The organism is Pseudomonas sp. WS 5503, from assembly GCF_012985385.1.
Lineage (GTDB): Bacteria > Pseudomonadota > Gammaproteobacteria > Pseudomonadales > Pseudomonadaceae > Aquipseudomonas > Aquipseudomonas paracarnis.
Genome location: NZ_JAAQWI010000003.1, coordinates 606,435 through 626,307 on the forward strand (window position 1 = coordinate 606,435; position 19,873 = coordinate 626,307).

At 61.6% G+C, this 19,873-nt stretch carries 19 protein-coding genes; 8 read left to right on the top strand and 11 right to left on the bottom strand.

From position 1 onward, the window contains the following. Positions 1-379 precede the first annotated feature (379 nt). Both HBO10_RS11735 and HBO10_RS11740 read right to left on the bottom strand, forming a co-directional pair. Positions 380-1,228: a MaoC/PaaZ C-terminal domain-containing protein gene (locus HBO10_RS11735; RefSeq protein WP_034125893.1), complete on the bottom strand. Its 849-nt coding sequence runs from the start codon at positions 1,226-1,228 to the stop codon at positions 380-382. 2 nt (positions 1,229-1,230) lie between these two features. Then, positions 1,231-2,583 carry a 3-oxoacyl-ACP reductase gene (locus tag HBO10_RS11740; protein WP_034125894.1) on the bottom strand — a complete coding sequence of 451 codons (1,353 nt, stop codon included), beginning with the start codon at positions 2,581-2,583 and terminating at the stop codon, positions 1,231-1,233. Between the two features lie 113 nt (positions 2,584-2,696). On the opposite strand from HBO10_RS11740, the gene HBO10_RS11745 reads away from it, so the two are divergent. Both HBO10_RS11745 and HBO10_RS11750 read left to right on the top strand, forming a co-directional pair. Continuing rightward, complete coding sequence (locus HBO10_RS11745) at positions 2,697-3,974, top strand: acetyl-CoA C-acetyltransferase (RefSeq protein ID WP_034125895.1); 1,278 nt, start codon at positions 2,697-2,699, stop codon at positions 3,972-3,974. 134 nt (positions 3,975-4,108) lie between these two features. Beyond that, a complete protein-coding gene (locus tag HBO10_RS11750) occupies positions 4,109-5,008 on the top strand; it encodes a PA4780 family RIO1-like protein kinase (RefSeq protein WP_034125896.1) in 900 nt (299 codons plus the stop codon). A 136-nt stretch (positions 5,009-5,144) separates the two neighbouring features. On the opposite strand, the gene cueR is transcribed toward HBO10_RS11750, so the two are convergent. The 3 genes from cueR to HBO10_RS11765 form a co-directional block, all read right to left on the bottom strand. Then, on the bottom strand, positions 5,145-5,546 hold the full coding sequence (gene cueR, locus HBO10_RS11755) for a Cu(I)-responsive transcriptional regulator (RefSeq protein ID WP_034125897.1): 402 nt from the start codon (positions 5,544-5,546) through the stop codon (positions 5,145-5,147). Beyond that, entirely contained in the window at positions 5,543-7,744 is a 2,202-nt protein-coding gene (locus HBO10_RS11760; RefSeq protein WP_034125898.1) for a heavy metal translocating P-type ATPase, read from the bottom strand. Before HBO10_RS11760 ends, cueR begins: the two co-directional genes overlap by 4 nt. Before the next feature lie 225 nt (positions 7,745-7,969). Next, a complete protein-coding gene (locus tag HBO10_RS11765) occupies positions 7,970-8,350 on the bottom strand; it encodes a hypothetical protein (protein ID WP_034125899.1) in 381 nt (126 codons plus the stop codon). Between the two features lie 147 nt (positions 8,351-8,497). Here HBO10_RS11765 and HBO10_RS11770 point away from each other — a divergent pair, with 147 nt between their 5' ends. Together HBO10_RS11770 and HBO10_RS11775 are read left to right on the top strand one after the other, a co-directional pair. Next, the gene (locus tag HBO10_RS11770; protein WP_034125900.1) at positions 8,498-8,695 is read left to right on the top strand and encodes a cation transporter; all 198 of its coding nucleotides are present in this window, start codon (positions 8,498-8,500) and stop codon (positions 8,693-8,695) included. Between the two features lie 86 nt (positions 8,696-8,781). Continuing rightward, positions 8,782-9,975, top strand: a complete 1,194-nt coding sequence (locus HBO10_RS11775) for a multidrug effflux MFS transporter (protein ID WP_034125901.1) — start codon at positions 8,782-8,784, stop codon at positions 9,973-9,975. 8 nt (positions 9,976-9,983) lie between these two features. Here HBO10_RS11775 and HBO10_RS11780 read toward each other — a convergent pair whose 3' ends face one another. The 3 genes from HBO10_RS11780 to HBO10_RS11790 all read right to left on the bottom strand — a co-directional run bounded on the left by HBO10_RS11780 (position 9,984) and on the right by HBO10_RS11790 (position 11,754). Then, entirely contained in the window at positions 9,984-10,163 is a 180-nt protein-coding gene (locus HBO10_RS11780) for a hypothetical protein (protein ID WP_014716767.1), read from the bottom strand. Positions 10,164-10,309: 146 nt separating this feature from the next. Then, entirely contained in the window at positions 10,310-11,323 is a 1,014-nt protein-coding gene (locus tag HBO10_RS11785) for a zinc-binding alcohol dehydrogenase family protein (protein ID WP_034125902.1), read from the bottom strand. Between the two features lie 137 nt (positions 11,324-11,460). Continuing rightward, positions 11,461-11,754, bottom strand: coding sequence for a putative quinol monooxygenase (locus HBO10_RS11790; protein ID WP_034125903.1), 294 nt, complete (start codon positions 11,752-11,754; stop codon positions 11,461-11,463). Positions 11,755-11,871: 117 nt separating this feature from the next. Between HBO10_RS11790 and HBO10_RS11795 the strand changes: the two genes are divergently transcribed. From HBO10_RS11795 to HBO10_RS11805, 3 genes are all read left to right on the top strand, one after another. Next, positions 11,872-12,801, top strand: a complete 930-nt coding sequence (locus tag HBO10_RS11795) for a LysR family transcriptional regulator (RefSeq protein ID WP_034125904.1) — start codon at positions 11,872-11,874, stop codon at positions 12,799-12,801. 134 nt (positions 12,802-12,935) lie between these two features. Then, entirely contained in the window at positions 12,936-13,622 is a 687-nt protein-coding gene (locus tag HBO10_RS11800) for a helix-turn-helix transcriptional regulator (protein WP_034125905.1), read from the top strand. A 97-nt stretch (positions 13,623-13,719) separates the two neighbouring features. Beyond that, positions 13,720-15,090 (top strand): MFS transporter, encoded by a 1,371-nt coding sequence (locus tag HBO10_RS11805; RefSeq protein ID WP_034125906.1) that lies wholly within the window; start codon positions 13,720-13,722, stop codon positions 15,088-15,090. Positions 15,091-15,216: 126 nt separating this feature from the next. Here HBO10_RS11805 and HBO10_RS11810 read toward each other — a convergent pair whose 3' ends face one another. Then, the gene (locus tag HBO10_RS11810; RefSeq protein WP_014716772.1) at positions 15,217-16,170 is read right to left on the bottom strand and encodes an adenosine deaminase; all 954 of its coding nucleotides are present in this window, start codon (positions 16,168-16,170) and stop codon (positions 15,217-15,219) included. Between the two features lie 193 nt (positions 16,171-16,363). Between HBO10_RS11810 and HBO10_RS11815 the strand changes: the two genes are divergently transcribed. After that, positions 16,364-17,455, top strand: coding sequence for a calcium:proton antiporter (locus HBO10_RS11815; protein WP_003188263.1), 1,092 nt, complete (start codon positions 16,364-16,366; stop codon positions 17,453-17,455). Positions 17,456-17,590: 135 nt separating this feature from the next. Here the strand turns inward: HBO10_RS11815 and HBO10_RS11820 are convergent, their stop codons facing one another. Both HBO10_RS11820 and HBO10_RS11825 read right to left on the bottom strand, forming a co-directional pair. Further along, on the bottom strand, positions 17,591-18,949 hold the full coding sequence (locus HBO10_RS11820) for an 8-oxoguanine deaminase (RefSeq protein WP_034125907.1): 1,359 nt from the start codon (positions 18,947-18,949) through the stop codon (positions 17,591-17,593). A 212-nt stretch (positions 18,950-19,161) separates the two neighbouring features. Then, positions 19,162-19,848, bottom strand: coding sequence for an SDR family oxidoreductase (locus HBO10_RS11825; RefSeq protein ID WP_034125908.1), 687 nt, complete (start codon positions 19,846-19,848; stop codon positions 19,162-19,164). Positions 19,849-19,873 lie beyond the last annotated feature (25 nt).

Here is a 19,873-nt window from a genome sequence, read left to right on the forward strand (position 1 = left end):
TGCTGCAGCCGCCCAGGCTCATTGCCAGAATCAGGGCCAGCGCGGTACTTGCTTTCCAAAACACGACTTGAGTTTTCATGATTGAGTTCCTTGCACCTGGTACAACCTTGGTTGTTTCAAACCTTCGTTACTTCTTCGGATAACGATAGGTTTGTCCGTGTGGCTATCTCAGGCGAGGGCACTCTTTCACGCAACGCTCAACTTGGTATTAACGATTTATATACATCCGGCCATCGTCGGCTTAATGACTAATACCAAAGGTGTAATGGAAGGGTGTTTCAGGATTTTTATATTAGTAAAATCAAAGTGTTGTAAATAAAGACGGACCTCGTAAGGTCCGCTATAACTTAGGGTGTATATATACAATTAATCAGGGTCTTCAGGCAGTCGGCTGCCACTGCCCCAGCATATGTTGTATATCCCCAGCGCCTTTGAGTTCCAACGTCCCGCTGGAACCGGCCGCGCTGCTCATCAATATCACTTCACTGGGCAGGCGCACCGGCTTCATGAACGCGACGTCGATTTCAATATTGGCGGCCGGTAAGTGTTCTGCCAGCGCCGCGAGAGTGCGCGCCTTGTTCCATAACCCGTGGGCGATGGCCTGGGGAAAACCGAACAACTTCGCGGTCGGGGTACTGAGGTGGATGGGGTTGTAGTCGCCAGACACTCGGGCGTAGCGTCGGCCAATATCAGGGGGGGCTTTCCAGCGCGTCAGTTCGGTGAGCGTTCCTGGAGTCTGCGATCCGCTGTCCGCAGCTTCGCCTTCAACCTTTACGCCCCGACATAGCATTTGGCTTTCGCCCTCCCACAAGAGCCCAAGGGCATCCTCGACAACCGTCACGATGTCAAAGGTGGCCCCCTTGGGATGGGTGCTGAGATTACGTGCGTAGACACCGACACTCACGTCACCCACGCCACCCAACGGCCGATGAATACGGATGCGATTGCGCAGGTGGATCAACCCCAGCAACGGAAACGGAAAGCTCTTGTCCGTCAGCAGTTGCAGTTGCAGGCCGAACGCGAGGATATGCGGATAAGTCGCCGGCAGCATCGGGCTGTCAGCAAAACCGCACACCTTGCGGTACGCGGCAACGGCGCTGAGGTTGATATTCATCCGGCAGCGCAACCCACGTTCGGGCAGTGAGCTGCCGGTGATCTTGCGCTTGAGCGCCGCACGCCAATACAGCGGCAGTAGAGGTGGGGTGCTGTCCAACGTTTGCCATTGCATTCTTACGCTCCCAGAAGACTTTGCCCACACACCCGCAGCGCTTGGCCGCTGACCGCGCCGGAACCCGGCTGGCTCAGCCAGGCGACGGCTTCGGCCACGTCCTGGGGCAAGCCACCTTGGCCCAGGGAACTCATGCGGCGCCCGGCCTCGCGCAGGGCGAAGGGAATATGCGCGGTCATCTGGGTTTCGATAAACCCTGGCGCGACGGCGTTGATGCTGATCCCACGCTCCTTCAACAGCGGCGCCCAGGCTTGAGCCAGGCCGATCAACCCGGCCTTGCTTGCGGCATAGTTGGTTTGCCCACGATTGCCGGCGATGCCACTGATAGATGCCAGCAACACCACCCGTGCATTGTCCTGCAGGGTGCCGCTGTCGAGCAGGGCCTTGGTCAGCACTTGCGCAGCCTTGAGGTTGACCGCCAGCACTGCGTCCCAGTATTCCGGGGTCATGTTGGCCAGGGTTTTGTCGCGGGTGATGCCAGCGTTGTGTACCAGGATGTCGAGCCCGTCTGGCAGGTGCTCGATCAGTTGGCGTGTGGCATCTTCGGCGCAGATATCCAGGGCCACCGTGCGTGCATTCAGGCGTGCGGCCAGGGCTTCAAGGTCGGCCTTGGCCTGGGGCACATCGAGCAGAATCACGTCTGCGCCGTCGCGGGCCAGGGTTTCGGCGATGGAGGCACCGATGCCTCGGGCGGCGCCGGTAACCAACGCCTTGCGCCCGGCCAAGGGGCGCGTCCAGTCTTGCACCGGGGTGGCGCAAGCTGACAGGCGAATCACCTGGCCCGAGATATAAGCGCTTTTGGGCGAGAGGAAAAACCGCAGCGCGCCTTCCAACTGGTCTTCGGCACCGTCGCCCACGTACAGCAATTGCAGCACGCCACCGCTGCGCAACTCCTTGGCCAAAGAGCGGCTGAACCCTTCCAGGGCGCGCTGGGCGCTGGCGGCGAACGGATCGCTGAGGCTTTCCGGCGCCCGGCCAAGGATCACCAAGTGGGCACTGTGGTCGAGGTTTTTAAGCAGTGGTTGGAAGAATTCGCGCAGCTGCTTGAGCTGGTCGGTGTGCTGCAAATCGCTGGCATCGAACACCACCGCTTTGAGCTTGGGGCCGTGTCCTGGAATCCACGCGGGTGCTGTCGAGGCTTCGGCGCCGTAGCTGTAGACGGCGTCGGTGAGTCGGTTGGCAAATGCCAGCACCTGGGTAGCCAATGCGCCACCGCCCAGCAGCAGCGCACCTTCGACCGGGCGCAGGCGCCCGGCTTGCCAGCGTTCCAGGCGTACCGGTGACGGCAGGCCAATGGCGGCGACCAGGCGATGGCCGAGGCTTGAGTTGGCGAAGTCGATATAACGGTCAGACATGGAACGCTCTCCGAAGGCTGGGGTTCAAAGGTTGACCACCCTGGGGTGGCAGTCGTTCGATTGAGCCTAGGCTAGGCTTGATGATTCCACCCACCACCACGAGGGAGCTTTCCATGACTCAATTGCGCCGTGTAGCGATCATTGGCGGTAATCGCATTCCTTTCGCCCGATCCAATGGCCCCTACGCCACGGCGAGCAACCAGGCGATGCTGACTGCCGCGCTGGAGGGCCTGATCGAGCGCTACAACCTGCACGGCCTGCGCATGGGCGAAGTGGCCGCCGGCGCGGTGCTCAAGCATTCCCGTGATTTCAACCTGACGCGTGAATGCGTGCTCGGTTCGCGCCTGTCACCGCAAACCCCTGCGTACGACATTCAGCAAGCTTGCGGCACGGGGCTTGAGGCGGCGCTGCTGGTGGCCAATAAAATTGCCCTGGGCCAGATCGAATGCGGCATTGCCGGCGGGGTGGACACCACCTCGGATGCACCGATTGGTGTGAATGAAGGGCTGCGCAAGATCCTGCTGCAAGCCAACCGCAGCAAATCCCTGGCAGATAAATTAAAACTCCTGTTACAACTTCGTCCTCATCACCTCAAGCCGGAACTGCCGCGCAACGGCGAACCGCGTACCGGTCTGTCCATGGGCCAGCACTGCGAACTGATGGCCCAGACCTGGCAGATCCCTCGTGCCGAGCAGGACCAGCTTGCGCTGGAGAGCCACCAGAAGATGGCGGCGGCCTACGCCGAAGGCTGGCACAACGATTTGCTCACGCCCTTTCTCGGCCTCACCCGCGACAACAACCTGCGCCCCGACCTGACCCTGGAAAAACTCGCCAGCCTCAAGCCGGCCTTCGAGCGCAGCGAAAAGGGCACGCTCACCGCCGGTAACTCCACACCGCTGACCGATGGTGCCTCCCTGGTATTGCTGGGCAGTGAGGCATGGGCCAAGGAGCGCGGCTTGCCGATCCTGGCTTACTTGCGCGATGGCGAAGCGGCGGCGGTGGATTTCGTCCAAGGCGCCGAGGGCCTGCTGATGGCGCCGGTGTATGCGGTACCGCGTTTGCTGGCGCGCAACGGCCTGACGTTGCAGGACTTTGATTATTACGAGATCCACGAAGCTTTCGCCGCCCAAGTGCTGTGCACGCTCAAGGCCTGGGAAGACGCCGACTATTGCAAGACCCGCCTGGGCCTGGACGCGCCGCTGGGGTCGATCGACCGCAGCCGCCTCAACGTAAAGGGCAGTTCCCTGGCGGCGGGCCATCCGTTTGCCGCCACCGGTGGGCGTATCGTCGCCAGCTTGGCTAAATTATTGGATGCAGCGGGCAAGGGCCGTGGGTTGATTTCCATCTGTGCAGCCGGTGGCCAAGGCGTGACGGCGATTATCGAACGCTGATTGCCGACAAAATTGGCCCATTGAATGCATTCTCAAGGGGTCAGAGGTCAGTAGCCTCTCCCCCCGGCGAGCCGATTGCCGTATAACGAGTTCCACACGCGTGTTTGGTAATACAGGACCCACAATAAAAGCTGATGAAGACTCCTAAACGCATTGAACCCCTGATCGAAGACGGTCTGGTCGACGAAGTGCTGCGCCCTCTGATGAGTGGTAAAGAAGCAGCTGTTTATGTGGTGCGCTGCGGCAATGAATTGCGTTGCGCCAAGGTTTACAAGGAGGCGAATAAACGAAGTTTTCGTCAGGCATCCGAATACCAGGAAGGCCGTAAGGTCCGTAACAGCCGCCAGGCGCGAGCCATGGCCAAGGGCTCCAAGTTCGGCAAGAAAGAAACCGAAGATGCCTGGCAGAACGCGGAAGTGGCGGCGCTGTTTCGCCTGGCCGGTGCGGGCGTTCGTGTGCCCCGGCCGTTCGACTTTCTCGAAGGCGTGCTGTTGATGGAACTGGTGGCCGACGAATACGGCGATGCGGCGCCGCGTCTGAATGACGTAGTGCTGGAGCCGGACCAGGCGCGCGAATACCACGCTTTCCTGATCTCCCAGATCGTGCTGATGCTGTGCACCGGCCTGGTGCACGGTGACCTTTCCGAGTTCAACGTACTGCTCACGCCTACGGGCCCGGTGATCATCGACCTGCCCCAGGCGGTGGATGCGGCGGGTAACAACCACGCGTTCAGCATGCTGGAGCGCGACGTTGGCAACATGGCTTCCTACTTCGGGCGTTTTGCCCCGGAGTTGAAGAAAACCAAGTACGCCAAGGAAATGTGGGCGCTGTATGAAGCCGGCACCTTGCACCCGGCCAGTGTATTGACCGGTGAGTTCGACGAACCGGAAGAACTGGCGGATGTGGGCGGTGTGATCCGCGAAATCGAAGCGGCGCGGCTGGATGAAGAACGTCGCCAGGCGATTCGCGCGGCGGATGATGCGCCACCAAGCAAAGTGCCGGACGAGCCACCGCCGCCGCCTTGGATGCAGTAACTCACAGCGACGCTGATCGTTCCCACGCTCTGCGTGGGAATGCATCCCTGGACGCTCTGCGTCCTAAAGCGTGACGCGGAGCGTCGAAAGCGGCATTCCCTCGCGGAGCGTGGGAACGATCATTGCGTGCTGTCTGTCAGGCGCAGCAGTTGCCCGCTGCCAACTCCTTGAGGATCGGGCAATCGGGCCGGTGATCGCCCTGGCAGTGCTCCATCAGGTCCTGCAAGGTATCGCGCAGTTGCCCCAGCTCGCGAATCTTGTGGTTCAGCTCGTCGATGTGCTGGCGCGCCAGGGCTTTTACGTCGGCGCTGGCCCGCTGGCGGTCCTCCCACAGGGTCAGCAACTTGCCGACTTCTTCCAGTGAAAACCCCAGGTCTCGCGAGCGCTTGATGAACGTCAGGGTGTGCAGGTCGTCGTGGCAGTACACCCGGTAGCCGCTGTCGGTGCGGTGGGCGGTTTTCAGCAGGCCAATGGATTCGTAGTAGCGAATCATCTTCGCGCTTAGCCCGCTGGTGCGGGCGGCTTGGCCGATGTTCATGGGCGTTGATCCTCCAAGTCCTTGGGTTTCCAGGTTTTCAACAACAGGGCGTTACTCACCACGCTGACGCTGGACAAGGCCATGGCGGCGCCAGCCAGTACCGGGTTGAGCAGGCCGAAGGCGGCCAGGGGAATGCCGATCAAGTTATACACAAAGGCCCAGAACAGATTCTGTCGAATTTTCGCGTAGGTCTTGCGGCTGATCTCCAGGGCGGCCGGCACCAGGCGCGGGTCGCCACGCATCAAGGTGATACCGGCGGCGTGCATGGCCACGTCGGTGCCGCCGCCCATGGCGATGCCGATATCGGCAGCGGCCAGGGCTGGTGCATCGTTGATACCGTCGCCGACCATGGCCACCACGCCGGTTTTTTTCAGCTCGGCCACGGCAGCGGCTTTATAGGCGGGCAGTACTTCGGCATGCACATCGTCGATGCCCAAGGCCTCGGCCACCACCCGTGCACTGCCGTGGTTATCGCCGGTGATCAGGTGGCTGCTGATGTGCTGCGCCTTGAGTTGTTGCACGGCTTGCAACGCGCCGGGCTTGAGCGTGTCGCCAAAGGCAAACAGCCCCAGCACACGGGGTTGCGCGCCTTGTTCGATCAGCCAGGACAAGGTGCGGCCTTCGGCTTCCCATTCCTTGGCTCGCGGGCCTAAATCGCCTGCGTCCAGGCCGGTCTCTTCCAGCAAGCGGCGATTACCCAGCGCCAATGGCCGACCGTCGAGCGTACCGGCAATGCCGCGCCCGGTCAGGGATTGGCTGGCGCTCACATCGGCCACGTCCAAGCCTCTGTCGCGACAAGCATCCAGCACGGCCTTGGCCAGTGGGTGCTCACTGCCGCGCTGCAGGGCGCCGGCCTGTTGCAATAACAGGGCTTCATCGCCATCCACGGCCGCCAAATGCGCAATGTTGGGCGCGCCGGAGGTGAGGGTGCCGGTCTTGTCGAACACTACGGCGCTCACGGCATGGGCGCGCTCCAGGGCTTCGGCGTCCTTGATCAGGATGCCGTGGCGTGCGGCGACGCCAGTGCCGGCCATGATTGCGGTCGGTGTGGCCAGGCCCAGGGCACAAGGGCAGGCGATCACCAATACGGCCACCGCATTGATGATGGCGGTTTCCAGGGATGCGCCATACAGCCACCAGCCCACTACGGTAATCAGCGCCAATACCAGCACGGCCGGCACGAACACCTGGCTGACTTTATCCACCAGTTTCTGAATCGGTGCCTTGGCGGCCTGGGCGTCTTCGACCAGGCGGATGATGCGCGCCAGCACGCTTTCCGCGCCCAGTGCCAGGGTGCGCACCAGCAGGCGGCCTTCACCGTTGATGGCGCCACCGGTGACCGCGTCGCCGGGTTGTTTGGGCACCGGCAGGCTTTCGCCGCTGATCAGGGCTTCATCGGCATGGCTCTGGCCTTCCACCACCTCACCGTCCACCGGGAAGCGTTCGCCGGGTTTGACCAGCACCAGGTCGCCGTGCTTCAACGCACTGATGGCGACGTCTTCTTCGCGGCCGTCCTGCACGCGAATCGCCCGCTCCGGCCGCAAGGCTTCAAGGGCGCGGATGGCGCTGGCGGTCTGGCGCTTGGCGCGGCTTTCCAGGTATTTGCCCAGCAGCACCAGGGCGATCACCACCGCCGAGGCTTCGAAGTACAGGTGCGGCGTCACGCCTGGGGCGGCGGTGAGCCATTCATAGATACTCAAGCCGTAGCCGGCACTGGTACCGATCGCCACCAGCAGGTCCATATTGCCGGCGCCGGCGCGCACGGCTTTCCACGCGGCGACATAGAAGCGCGCACCCAGGATGAATTGCACCGGCGTGGCCAGGGCAAACTGTATCCAGGCGGGGAGCATCCAGTGCAGGCCGAAGGGTTCTACCAGCATCGGCAGCACCAAGGGCAGCGCCAGCAGAATGCCCGCCACCAGCGACCAGCGCTCGCGGCGCAGGCGCCGGGCCTGATCGGCGTCGGTAGCGGTTTCGCTTTGGGGCAGGCTGGCGGTGTAGCCGGCTTTGTCGACGGCGGCGATCAACACGCTGGGGTCCATCTGGCCCTGTACTTCGATGTGCGCGCGCTCATTGGCCAGGTTGACGCTGACACGTTGCACGCCAGGCACTTTGCCCAGCGCGCGTTCGACCCGCCCGGCACAGCTGGCACAGGTCATGCCGCCGATGGGCAGGTCAAAGGTGGTGGATCCATTCATGGGGCAGTCCTCCAGAAGAAGTTGCCACTAGGATCAACCTTAACCTGTGGGGAAGGTCAAGCCCGATCGTTCCCACGCTCTGCGCCGATCGTTCCCACGCTCTGCGTGGGAATGCGGCCGTGACGCTCCGCGTCACCCTGGCGTTGAAGCAGTGCCTTGTACCCGGGACGCAGCGCGTCCGATGAGGCGTTCTCACGCAGAGCGTGGGAACGATCGTGGGGTTACTCAGTATTCCAGTTTCGCCGCTTTGAGGTACATGCCGTCCGGGCCCAGTGCAATGCGTAATTTGCGTACATCCCCGGCTTTCAAGGTGATGTTCTGCGCGGGAGGCGCGAGCATGCCTGGCAGACAGCCGGGGGCCTGACTCGGCAACACTTTCAGGCGCAGCGACACATCGCCGGGGGGAAGGTTGAAGGAGGTGGCCTGTTCCTGGAACAGACGCCCGGCCAGTTGGTCCTGGATATACAGGCCGATCTCGCAGTGGGTCGGCACTTCCAGGCGTTCGCGGGAAATAATCAGCACCGCATAATCTTCAGCTGCCAGGGCCTGGGGCGCAGCGGCAGGCAAGCTCATCAGGCCGGCAAGGGCAAAAAACGACCAGCGCATGGCGAATGCTCCATGGTTCACAGCTAGGGAGGTTGAAGCTTGGACGACGCCGCCGCCGAATACCAGCCCGGCAGAAATACTGAGAACTTGACCTTGCCATCATGGCAAGCTCGACACTGGGCTCAACCTCATCAAAGGAGTCATGTCATGCAAATATTCAGCGTTGAAGGAATGACCTGCGGCCATTGCGTTAAAGCGGTGACCCAGGCGGTACAGAGCCAGGATTCGGCAGCAAGTGTGGAGGTCGACTTGAAGGCTAAAGAAGTGCGGGTGGCAAGCAGTCTGTCCTCTGACCAAGTGATCGGCCTGATTGCCGAGGAAGGCTACAGCGTCAAGTTGGCGTGATTTTCTGATCGTTAGCCACCTAACGTAATGTTCATGGCACCCAAGCGCGGCTAGACTGTCGAGCTGCCGACTCACTTGGGTGTCTGATGAACCTTCGCATAATCCTGATTCTGGGCGCCTTGAGCGCCTTCGCGCCGTTGGCGATCGACTTTTACCTGCCGGGATTTCCGGCAATGGCCTCGGCCTTCGCCACTGACGAAAAACATATCCAGCTGACCCTGGCGGTGTATTTCGCGGGCCTGGCTATTGGCCAATTGATCTACGGGCCGCTGGCCGACCGCTTTGGCCGGCGCGTGCCGCTGCTCAGCGGCGTCACCCTGTTTACCCTCGCGTCTTTCGCTTGTGCGTATGCGCCGTCCCTGGAATGGCTGATCGGTGCACGCTTCGTGCAGGCCCTTGGCGGGTGTGCGGGCATGGTGATTTCCCGGGCGGTGGTCAGTGACAAATGCGATGCCGTGGGTTCGGCCAAGGTGTATTCGCAACTGATGCTGGTGACCGGCCTGGCCCCGATCCTGGCGCCGTTGGCCGGTGGCCTGATGGTCGGCGTGTGGGGCTGGCAGTCGATTTTCCTGGCGTTGTCGTTGTTCAGCGTGATGGCGGCCATCGCCGTGGCGGTCGGGTTGCCGGAAACCTTCCCGGCCGATCAGCCGCGTCAGCCGTTGTCGGGCTCGTTGCGCCGCTACGGCTCGCTTCTGTCAGACCGGGTGTACCTGGGCTATGCCTTGACCGGCGGTATCTCGATTGCCGGAATGTTTGCCTACATCGCCGGTTCCCCCTTCGTGTTTATCAAGCTCTATGGCGTACCGGCCGAGCATTACGGCTGGTTGTTTGGCTCCAACGCCGCGGGCTTTATCCTGGTGGCGCAACTGAACGCAAGATTGCTCGCCAAGCGCGGCCCGGCGTTTTTGTTGTCGCGTACCGTGTGGGTGTACGTGGCGGCGGCGTTGACGCTGTTGGGAATTGCCGCGTTGCGCACTGAAGCGCTATGGCCGTTGTTGGTGCCGCTGTTTATCTGTATCGCCAGTCTGGGCTGTATTTTGCCGAATACCTCGGCCTGTGCCATGAGCGGGCAGGGGGCTCGGGCCGGCAGCGCATCGGCGTTGCTCGGTTGCATTCAGTTCGGTGTGGCTGCAGGGGCGGCGTCGTTGGTTGGTGTGTTGCACGACGGCACGGCGATGCCGATGGCCATGGTCATCAGCCTCTGCGGGGTGCTGGCGGTGACCATTGCCATGGCGACCCAGCGCCTGCAACGGGCAAGGGCCGTACAGGCGCAGGTCTGAAGTTCGGTTTAGCCAGCGGAACGTTGCTGGTTGAGGGGGAAGCGATGGGGCGCCTGGATCCGGGCCTGCAGCGTGTCGGCGAAGGCGCGGGCCTCGGCTTCACTGCGAAAGGTGATGGCCTCGCCGTCGAGACGAACTTGCCATTGGCTGCCTGGGGATTTTGCTAACGCTTTTATCAGGATTTTCATTGCTGACTTCCTCACGTAAAAGAATCGTGGCAAAGGCGGCCAATATAAACCTGAACGGGCGCATAAATATGACAAGGATCAACTCTCGGACTAATGGTGTCGTCCGTTACCTACGTGGATAACAGACGACACTGACAGCCGTTTTTTCAGAACCCTTCCAGCACAATCTTGCCCTTGGCCTTGCCGCTTTCCAGTAGAGCGTGGGCGCGGCGCAGGTTCGCCGCATTGATCACGCCGAAGTGCTCGCCCACCGTGGTTTTCAGGGTGCCGGCGTCGATCAGTTCGGCCACGCGATTGAGCAGGTTGTGCTGCTCGATCATGTCTGGCGTTTCGAACATCGAACGGGTGTACATGAACTCCCAGTGCAGCGACAGGCTCTTGCGCTTGAGCTTGCTCACATCCAGGGCCTTGGGATCGTCGATCAACGCCAGCTTGCCTTGGGGTTGCAGTGCTTCGACCAGTTGGTCCAAGTGTTGCTCGGTCTGGGTCAGGCTGGCGACGTGGGTCACTTGCCCGTGCCCGGCCTGTTTCAACACTTCGCTCAGCGGCTGGCTGTGGTCGATCACCACGTGTGCTCCCAAGGCCTTGGCCCATGCGTGAGTCTCGGGGCGCGAGGCGGTGCCGATGACCTTCAACGCGGTGAGCTGGTTGGCCAACTGAGTCAGGATCGACCCCACACCACCGGCAGCGCCGACGATCAGCAGGCTCTGGCCTTGATCGTCTTTGCCTTCAGTCACCTGCAAACGTTCGAACAACAGCTCCCACGCAGTGATAGCGGTCAACGGCAATGCGGCCGCTTCGGCAAACCCCAGGCTTTGGGGCATATGGCCGACGATGCGCTCATCAACTGTGTGCAATTCGCTGTTGCCGCCTGGGCGTACCAGGGAACCGGCGTAGTACACCTTGTCGCCGGCCTTGAACAACGTCACGTCACTGCCGACCGCCTTGACCACACCCGCCACGTCCCAACCCAGCACCTTGGCGGCGCCATTTTCCGGGGCGACGTTCTGGCGCACCTTGGTGTCCACCGGGTTGACCGAGATGGCTTTGACTTCCACCAACAGGTCACGGGGGCCGGCCACGGGGGCTGGTAGTTCGATGTCTTGCAGGGATTCTGGATCGGTGATCGGCAGTGAGGCGTAGTAGGCGATGGCTTTCATGATGACTCCAAGTGAATACGGTCAAGGTAGGAGCGAGCTTGCTCGCGAAGATCGTTAACGATGACGCGGTGTTTCTGGTTTCGCGCCTCGTCGTTGGGGTTTTCGCGAGCACGCTCGTTCCTACAAAAAAGGCGGGATCAGGCGAGAAATTTCAGGCGCTTGAGTTCGAAGTGTTCGATCACATCGGCGGCCTTGGCGCGAAAGCTCTGGATATGCGCGCTCTGGTCGTGGTCGGCCAGTGCAGCGTCGTCGCTCCAGCGCTCAAGCATGTAGAAGGTCTCGGGGTGTTGCAGGTCCTGGTGCAGGTCGTACTGCTCGCAACCGGCTTCCAGGCGGGTCGGTTCCAGCAGGCCGCGCAGCAGGGTTTCCAGGGTGGCGTGCTGGCCTGGTTTGGCGATCAGCGTGGCGATGACATTAAAAGCGGTGGGCATAGTCGACTCCGGGCACGGGCTAACGGGATGGGCAGATGATTGGCTATTTCCCACGCCGATAAAAGCGGCTAAAACAGCAGGCTGTTTCAACCAAATATTGATAATGAGCGGAAATGCATGCTGCGTTTTGATGATTTGCAGTTGTTTGTGCGAGCGGCGGACTTGGGCAGCCTGTCGGCTGCGGCGCGGGTCATGGACCTGTCACCGGCGGTGGCCAGTGCCGCGCTCAAGCGTATCGAACAGCAACTGGGTACGCGCTTGCTGGCGCGCTCCACCCGCAGCCTGCGCCTGACAGCCGAAGGCGAGGGCTTCCTTGCGTACGCGCGGGCGTCACTGAGCGCGCTGGATGAAGGGCGGCGCCTATTGGCCAGTGGCCAGGATCATGTCAGTGGTGTGCTGCAATTGTCGGCACCCTCGGATTTCGGCCGCAACCAACTGTTGCCGTGGCTGGATGCGTTCCAGCAGGAGCATCCGCAACTGAACGTGCGCCTGTTGCTCGGTGATCGCATCGCCGACCTGTTCCGCCAGCCCGTGGACATTGCCCTGCGTTACGGCGAACCCGAAGACTCCAGCCTGATTGCGCTGCCCATTGCTCCGGACAATATTCGCGTACTCTGCGCCGCCCCCAGTTACCTCGCCCGGCATGGCGAGCCGCGCCATCTGGAGCAATTGGCCCAGCACAATTGCCTGCTGTACATGCTCGGCAGCCGCGTCCACGACCACTGGGGTTTTTACGATGGCAAGCGCCATGTGGGCCTGACGGTCAGCGGCGATCGCTTCAGCGATGACGCCGATGTGGTGCGCCGCTGGGCGGTGGCGGGCATGGGCATCGCCTACAAGTCCTGGCTGGATGTGAGCACCGATGTGCTGGCCGGGCGCTTGCGTCTGATCCTGCCGGAACTGCAGGGCGAGCGCACCCCGCTCAACCTGCTGTGCGCCCACCGTGCGCAATTGAGTAAACCCATCAATCTGCTGCGGGACATGCTCGTGTCCCGTTGTGCGACATTGACGGCCCAGCGACCGGGACGAATGGCTTCTCGTCAATAGCCTGCGCCACGCTCGGAAGTTTCACTCATATCTTGTCCTGATTTGCACCGTCAGACACCGGGGAACCTCCTGCCTGCGCACCTATACTTGGGCGTCAACCGCAGCAGAAAAATGGTTTAACAGGGAGTGAATACATGGGAGCAGCACCTTGCATCAGTCAGATCGCCAGCTTGCTCGCCGAGCCTAAACGCACGGCCATGCTCTGGGCCTTGATGGACGGTTCGGCGAAGACTTCCGAAGAGCTGGCGACGCTGGCCGGGCTGTCGCCGGCGTCAGCCAATGCACATTTGGCGCGGCTGTCCGGCAGCGGCCTGTTGCGGATCGAGGCGCGGCGGGGCCAGCGCCTGTTTCGTGTAGCGGCGGCCGATGTCAGTGCCGCCATTGATGCGCTGGCCAGCACCACTATGGCCAGCGCGGCCCGCAGCACACCTGATGTTTTGCCAGCGGCGCTGCGCGCACCGCCATTGCTGCGCCGTGCCCGCTGGTGCCATGGCCACCTCGGCGGCGAGCTGGCGGCGCAGTTGTATCAACGGATGCTTGAGGCCGGGTGGATCGAGCGCCATGAGCCGCGTACAGAGGTGACGCCCAATGGCGTGCAGGCGTTGGCGCAGTTGGGCATTTTTACCCAGGCATTGGCATCGCCGCTGGCCTGCGACTGTTTCGACTGGAGCCAGCAGCAACCCCACCTGGGCGGTGCGTTGGGGGCGGGCTTGATGCAACTGTTTCTGCAGGCGAACTGGATCAGCGTGATCAACGAGTCACGGGCCTTGTCGGTCAATGACCTGGGGCTTGAGCACATAGCTCGCATTGCCAAGCTGTAGGCGTCGTTCTCAGCTGTCGTCAGGTCGCATCCAGCAATAGCCGGCGCAAACGATGCCGCACACTCGCAAGGGGGATTTTTCATACGAGGGGTGTGGCATGGGTAGGCAGGGTTATAGCGCGGCGGAACGCCTGGAACGGTTGCCCATCAGCGGTTACCACCGAATCATTTTCATCATCATCGCCCTGGCGTTTTTCTTTGACTCCATGGACCTGGCGATGATGACCTTCCTGTTGGGCTCGATCAAAACCGAGTTTGGCCTGAGCACGGCCCAGGCCGGGTTGCTGGCCAGTTCGAGTTTTTTCGGCATGGTGGTGGGCGCTTCTCTGTCCGGGATGCTTGCTGATCGATTCGGTCGCAAACCGGTGTTTCAGTGGAGCATCGTCCTCTGGGGGTTGGCGAGCTACTTGTGTTCCACGGCCCAGACGGTGGAGACGCTGACGTTGTTTCGGATCCTGCTGGGCATTGGCATGGGCATGGAGTTTCCCATTGCCCAGTCGATGCTGTCGGAGCTGATCCCCGCTAAAAGACGCGGGCGCTATATCGCCTTGATGGATGGTTTCTGGCCGTTGGGCTTTGTGGCTGCGGGCGTACTGTCTTACTTCTTGTTGCCGGTGATTGGCTGGCGCGACATCTTCCTGGTGCTGGCGGTACCGGCGGTGTTCGTGCTGGCCATCCGTTTCTTTATCCCGGAGTCGCCGCGTTGGCTGGAACAGGCTGGGCGCCATGAGGCGGCGGACAAGGTCTTGCTTGGCATCGAGCAGAAGGTGCGCGATTCCCTGGGCCGTGCCGACTTGCCGGAGCCAATTGCCCTGCCACGGATCGAGAGTGCGCCGGGGACGTTTTTCTCCGCGTTCCAGCAGCTGTGGTCGGCGCAGTACCGCCAACGCACGATGATGATCTGGAGTGTGTGGTTCTTCGCCCTGCTTGGGTTCTACGGGCTGACGTCGTGGTTGAGTGCGTTGTTGCAGCAATCGGGTTTTGCCGTGACTCAGTCGGTGTATTACACGGTGATCATTTCCCTGGGCGGAATCCCAGGCTTTTTGATGGCCGCGTGGTTGGTGGAGCGCTGGGGACGCAAGCCTGTGTGCGTGGTGACCCTGCTGGGCGGCGGGGTGATGGCGTTTCTGTATGGGCAGAGCGCAGTGTTTGGCGGCAACGTGGGCCTGCTGATCACCTCGGGGTTGTTGATGCAGTTCTTCCTGTTTGGCATGTGGGCGGTGCTGTACACCTACACGCCGGAGTTGTATCCCACCTCGGCACGTGCAACCGGCTCGGGGTTTGCGTCGGCGATTGGGCGGGTTGGTTCGTTGCTGGGGCCGTTGGTGACCGGGTTGGTGTTCCCGATAACCGGGCAGGGCGGGGTATTTGCCTTGGGCGCGCTGTGCTTTGCGGTGGCGGCGCTGGTGGTGTGGCTGTTCGGGATGGAGACCAAGGGCAAGACCCTGGAAGAACTCACCCAGGCTTGAAGCTGATGGGGCCATGTGGGAGCCGGGCTTGCCCGCGATAGCGGTAGGTCAGGCAATAAGAGGCTGGCTGATACACCGCTATCGCAGGCAAGCCAGCTCCCACAGGTTGAGTCCAAGTCTATTCAGTTACGGTTTCACGAGCCGCGCATCCAGGCTGTTCTGCGCCAGGCGTTTGGCCTGGTCCTGGGTCATGCCCAGGGAGGTGTGCAGCGCGTGGAAGTTCTCGGTGACATAACCGCCGAAATAGGCAGGGTCGTCCGAGTTCACGGTGACTTTTACACCACGCTCGAGCATGTCGAGGATGTTGTGCTGGGCCATGTCGTCGAACACGCAGAGCTTGGTGTTGGACAGCGGGCATACCGTCAGCGGGATCTGTTCGTCGATGATGCGCTGCATCAGGCGTTCATCTTCAATGGCTCGCACGCCGTGGTCGATGCGCTGGATTTTCAGCAGGTCGATGGCTTCCCAGATGTACTCGGGCGGGCCTTCTTCACCGGCGTGGGCCACGGTCAGGAAGCCTTCGTGACGGGCACGGTCGAACACGCGCTGGAACTTGCTCGGTGGGTGGCCCATTTCCGAGCTGTCCAGGCCCACGGCCACGAACGCGTCACGGAACGGCAGCGCCTGGTCGAGGGTTTTCTGCGCTTCGTCTTCGCTCAGGTGGCGCAGGAAGCTGAGGATCAAACCGCTGGTGATGCCCAGTTGCTGCTCGCCGTCTTTAAGCGCAGCGGCGATGCCGTTGAGCACCACTTCGAACGGCACGCCACGATCGGTGTGGGTTTGCGGGTCGAAGAAGGGTTCGGTGTGAATCACGTTCTGGGCTTTGCAGCGCAGCAGGTAAGCCCAGGTCAGGTCGTAGAAGTCCTGGGACGTGCGCAGCACATCGGCGCCCTTGTAATACAGGTCGAGAAACTCTTGCAGGTTGTTGAAGGCGTAGGCTTTGCGCAGGGTTTCGACGTCGTTCCATGGCAGCGCAATCTTGTTGCGCTCGGCCAGGGCGAACAGCAACTCAGGCTCCAGCGAGCCTTCCAGGTGCAGGTGCAATTCAGCCTTGGGCAGGGCGTTGAGCCAATCGTACATTTTTAAAATCTCATCAGGTGCAATGGCGGCATTCTACAGGCCATGGCTGAAATAATCGGCAAAACCTGACCAGCAGGAGAGTATTTCTGTCACTCACGCAAGGGCGGCCTGAACTAAGGTGTAACGAAACGTTAGCGGCTCGGCGCAGTCTGTACCCCATCAATGACTGATTCGCTGTACGAGAAGGCCCGGAATGCTCACATCCCTCAAGCAAGAAAAATTCATGCTGCTGGCGCTGATTGCCGCCATCGCCGCCTACCCTCTGGAACACTGGATGCTCCACAGCGGCCAACTGGTTGCGTTGCTGGCCGGCTTTGCGCTGATCGCGTTTATCGTGATGGCGTCGATGCGCGTGGCCCATCACGCCGAACAGTTGGCGGAAAAAGTCGGCGACCCCTACGGCACCATGATCCTGACCCTCGCCGCGGTATTGGTGGAAGTGGTGATCCTGGCGATCATGATGAGTAACGAGCCATCGCCCACCCTGGTGCGCGACACCATCTACTCAGCGGTGATGCTCGATATCAACGGTATCCTCGGCCTGGCCGCGCTGATGGGCGGCATCAAGCATGGCGAACAGTCCTACAACGATGACTCGGCGCGCACCTACAGTGTGATGATTCTTACCGCCATGGGGGTGTCGATGGTGGTACCGGAATTTATCCCCGAAGCGGACTGGAAAATTTACTCGGCCTTCACCATTGGCGCGATGGTGGTGCTTTACACCTTGTTCCTGCGCATGCAGGTGGGGCCGCACAGTTATTTCTTCAGCTACAGCTACCCGGAGAAACGCCGTAAGAAACAGCCGGAAGACGAGCACGCGCCGTCTGTCAGCCTGACGTTTTCCATTGCGACCCTGGTGTTTGGGGTGATCGTGATTGGCGCGCTGGCCGAGGTGATGTCCAAGACCCTCGACCTGGGCCTGGAAGGCACAGGCGCACCACCAGTGATTACCGCGATTGTGGTGGCGGCTATCTCGGCCGCTCCGGAAATCCTCACGGCATTGCGCGCCGCGTTGGCCAACCGCATGCAATCGGTGGTCAACATCGCGCTGGGGGCTTCGTTGTCCACGGTGATCCTGACGGTGCCGGTGATGGAAGCCATGGCGCTCTACACCGGGCAGCCGTTCCAGATGGCGATGACGCCGGTGCAAACGGTTATGGTGTTTATCACGCTGATCGTCAGCGCGATCAACCTCAACGATGGTGAAACCAATGCGATAGAAGGGATGACGCATTTTGTGTTGTTTGCGACCTTTATCATGCTGTCGCTGTTGGGGCTGTAACCCGATTTGAAAGGCGCCGCAGACCCAATGTGGGAGCGGGCTTGCTCGCGAATGCGGTGGTTCAGTCACAGATGTACTGACTGACACACCGCATTCGCGAGCAAGCCCGCTCTCACATTTTGATTGGCGCCTGGCTTAGGTGCCCGCGATCAAATGGCGCGCGGCCTGGCTGTGATCGGCGATCAAGCCCTTGAGGTCCAGGCCTTCGACTTGACCATCGATCACCCGCCATTGACCCGCGATCATCACCCGGTCTGCACGGTCCGCACCGCACAGCAGCAGTGCGGAAATGGGGTCATGGCTGCCGGAGAAGCGCAGCTCATCGAGCTTGAACAGTGCCAGGTCCGCCTGCTTGCCGACGGCCAACTCGCCAATGTCTGTGCGCCCCAGCAACTGCGCCGAGCCCTTGGTGGCCCAGCCCAATACGCCTTCGGGGGTGATCTTTTCCGCGCCGTAGCGCAGGCGCTGGATGTACAGGGCCTGGCGGGCTTCAAGGATCATGTTCGAAGCGTCGTTGGAGGCCGAGCCGTCCACGCCCAAGCCGATCGGGGCGCCGGCGGCAAGCAGGTCCAGGGTGGGGCAGATGCCGGAGGCCAGGCGCATATTCGAGCTTGGGCAATGGCAGATGCCGGTGCCGGCTGCGCCCAGGCGCTCGATTTCGTCCGGGTTGAAGTGAATGCCGTGGGCCAGCCAGGTGCGCGGGCCGAGCCAGCCGACGCTGTCGAGGTAATCAACGGTACGCAGCCCGAAGCGTTGCAGGCAGAAATCTTCCTCATCCAGAGTTTCCGCCAAATGGGTGTGCAGGCGCACGTCCAGCTGGTTGGCCAACTCGGCGCTGGCTTGCATGATTTCGGGGGTGACGGAAAACGGCGAGCACGGCGCCAGGGCGATCTGGATCTGCGCACCGTCACCGCGCTGGTGATATTCGCGGATCAGGCGCTGGCTGTCTTCGAGAATCACCTGGCCTTGCTGCACCGTTTGCTGCGGCGGCAGGCCGCCATCGGCTTCGCCCAGGCTCATGGAACCGCGGGTGAGCATGGCGCGCATCCCCAGTTCACGCACGCTGCCTACCTGCACATCAATGGCGTTTTCCAAACCATCGGGGAACAGGTAGTGGTGATCGGCCGCCGTGGTGCAGCCCGAGAGCAGCAATTCGGCCAGGGCGACTTTGCTGGCCAGGGCGAGTTTTTCCGGGGTGAGCCGCGCCCATACCGGGTACAGGGTTTTCAGCCAGGGAAACAGCGGCTGGTTGACCACTGGGCCCCAGGCGCGGGTCAGGGTTTGATAGAAGTGGTGGTGGGTATTGATCAGCCCAGGCAGCACCACATGCTCGCGGGCATCGAACACCTGTGCGCAGGGTTGTGCAGGTGCCTGCCCTTGGGCCAGCACTTCTGTGATGACACCGTCTTGCAGCACCAGGCCGCCACGGGCATCAAGGCGATTGGCAGTGAATATCGCGAGGGGGTTTTTTAACCAGATACGGGTCGCAGGCATTGGCCGGCTCCTCTGAATGATGGGTTCAGGTTTGCCAGCTCAGTGTTGCCCTGTCTGCTGATCCAGGGTCGCCGGGGAGGGCGAGGTGGGCAGTTTACCTCTGTGGGAGCGAGCTTGCTCGCGAAAATCGTCAATGATGACGCGGGCAGTCTGGTTTAACGCAGTGCTTGGGCGTTCTTCGCGAGCAAGCTCGCTCCTACAGTTGAGGGTGGTTACCAGGTGATGGTGTCGCCCTTGTAGTCGACGAAGTGATGGCCGCCTTTGCCGGTGTAGGCATTTACCTGGTCCACCAGGCCGCGCACGCTGGTCTCGACGTCGATGTGGGCATTTTCGCCGCCCATGTCGGTCTTCACCCAACCTGGATGCAGCGACAGCACCGTCGGCTTGGGCTCGCCCAGTTGCGTGATAAAGCTATTGGTCATCGAATTGAGGGCGGCCTTGCTGGCCTTGTACAGCGCCAGGTCCGAGCCGTCGGGAATGGTCACGCTGCCCAGTACCGAACTCATGAAGGCCAGCACGCCGGTGTCTTTGCGGATCTGCCCGACAAAGCGCTGGGCCAGGTTGATTGGCGCCACGGCGTTGGTGAAGAACAACTGGCCGACTTCCGCCAGGGTCGCGTGGCCGGGCTCCTGGTTGGCCGGGCCCTTGACGCCGGCGTTGACGAACAGCAGGTCGAAGGTGTGGTCTTTCAGGCGTTGGGCCAGGGCGATCACGGCTTGCTGGTCGTCCATATCCAACTTCTCGATCTGCACCGGCCCCACGGCTTTCAGGGCATCGGCCTTGTTCGGATCGCGCACGGTGGCGGTCACGTCCCAGCCGTCCTGGAGCAGTTGCTTGACCAGGCCAAGGCCCAGCCCGCGCGAGGCGCCGATGATCAGTGCGGTTTTTGGCGTAGACATGAAAGGCTTCCTTTGAAATCGCGGT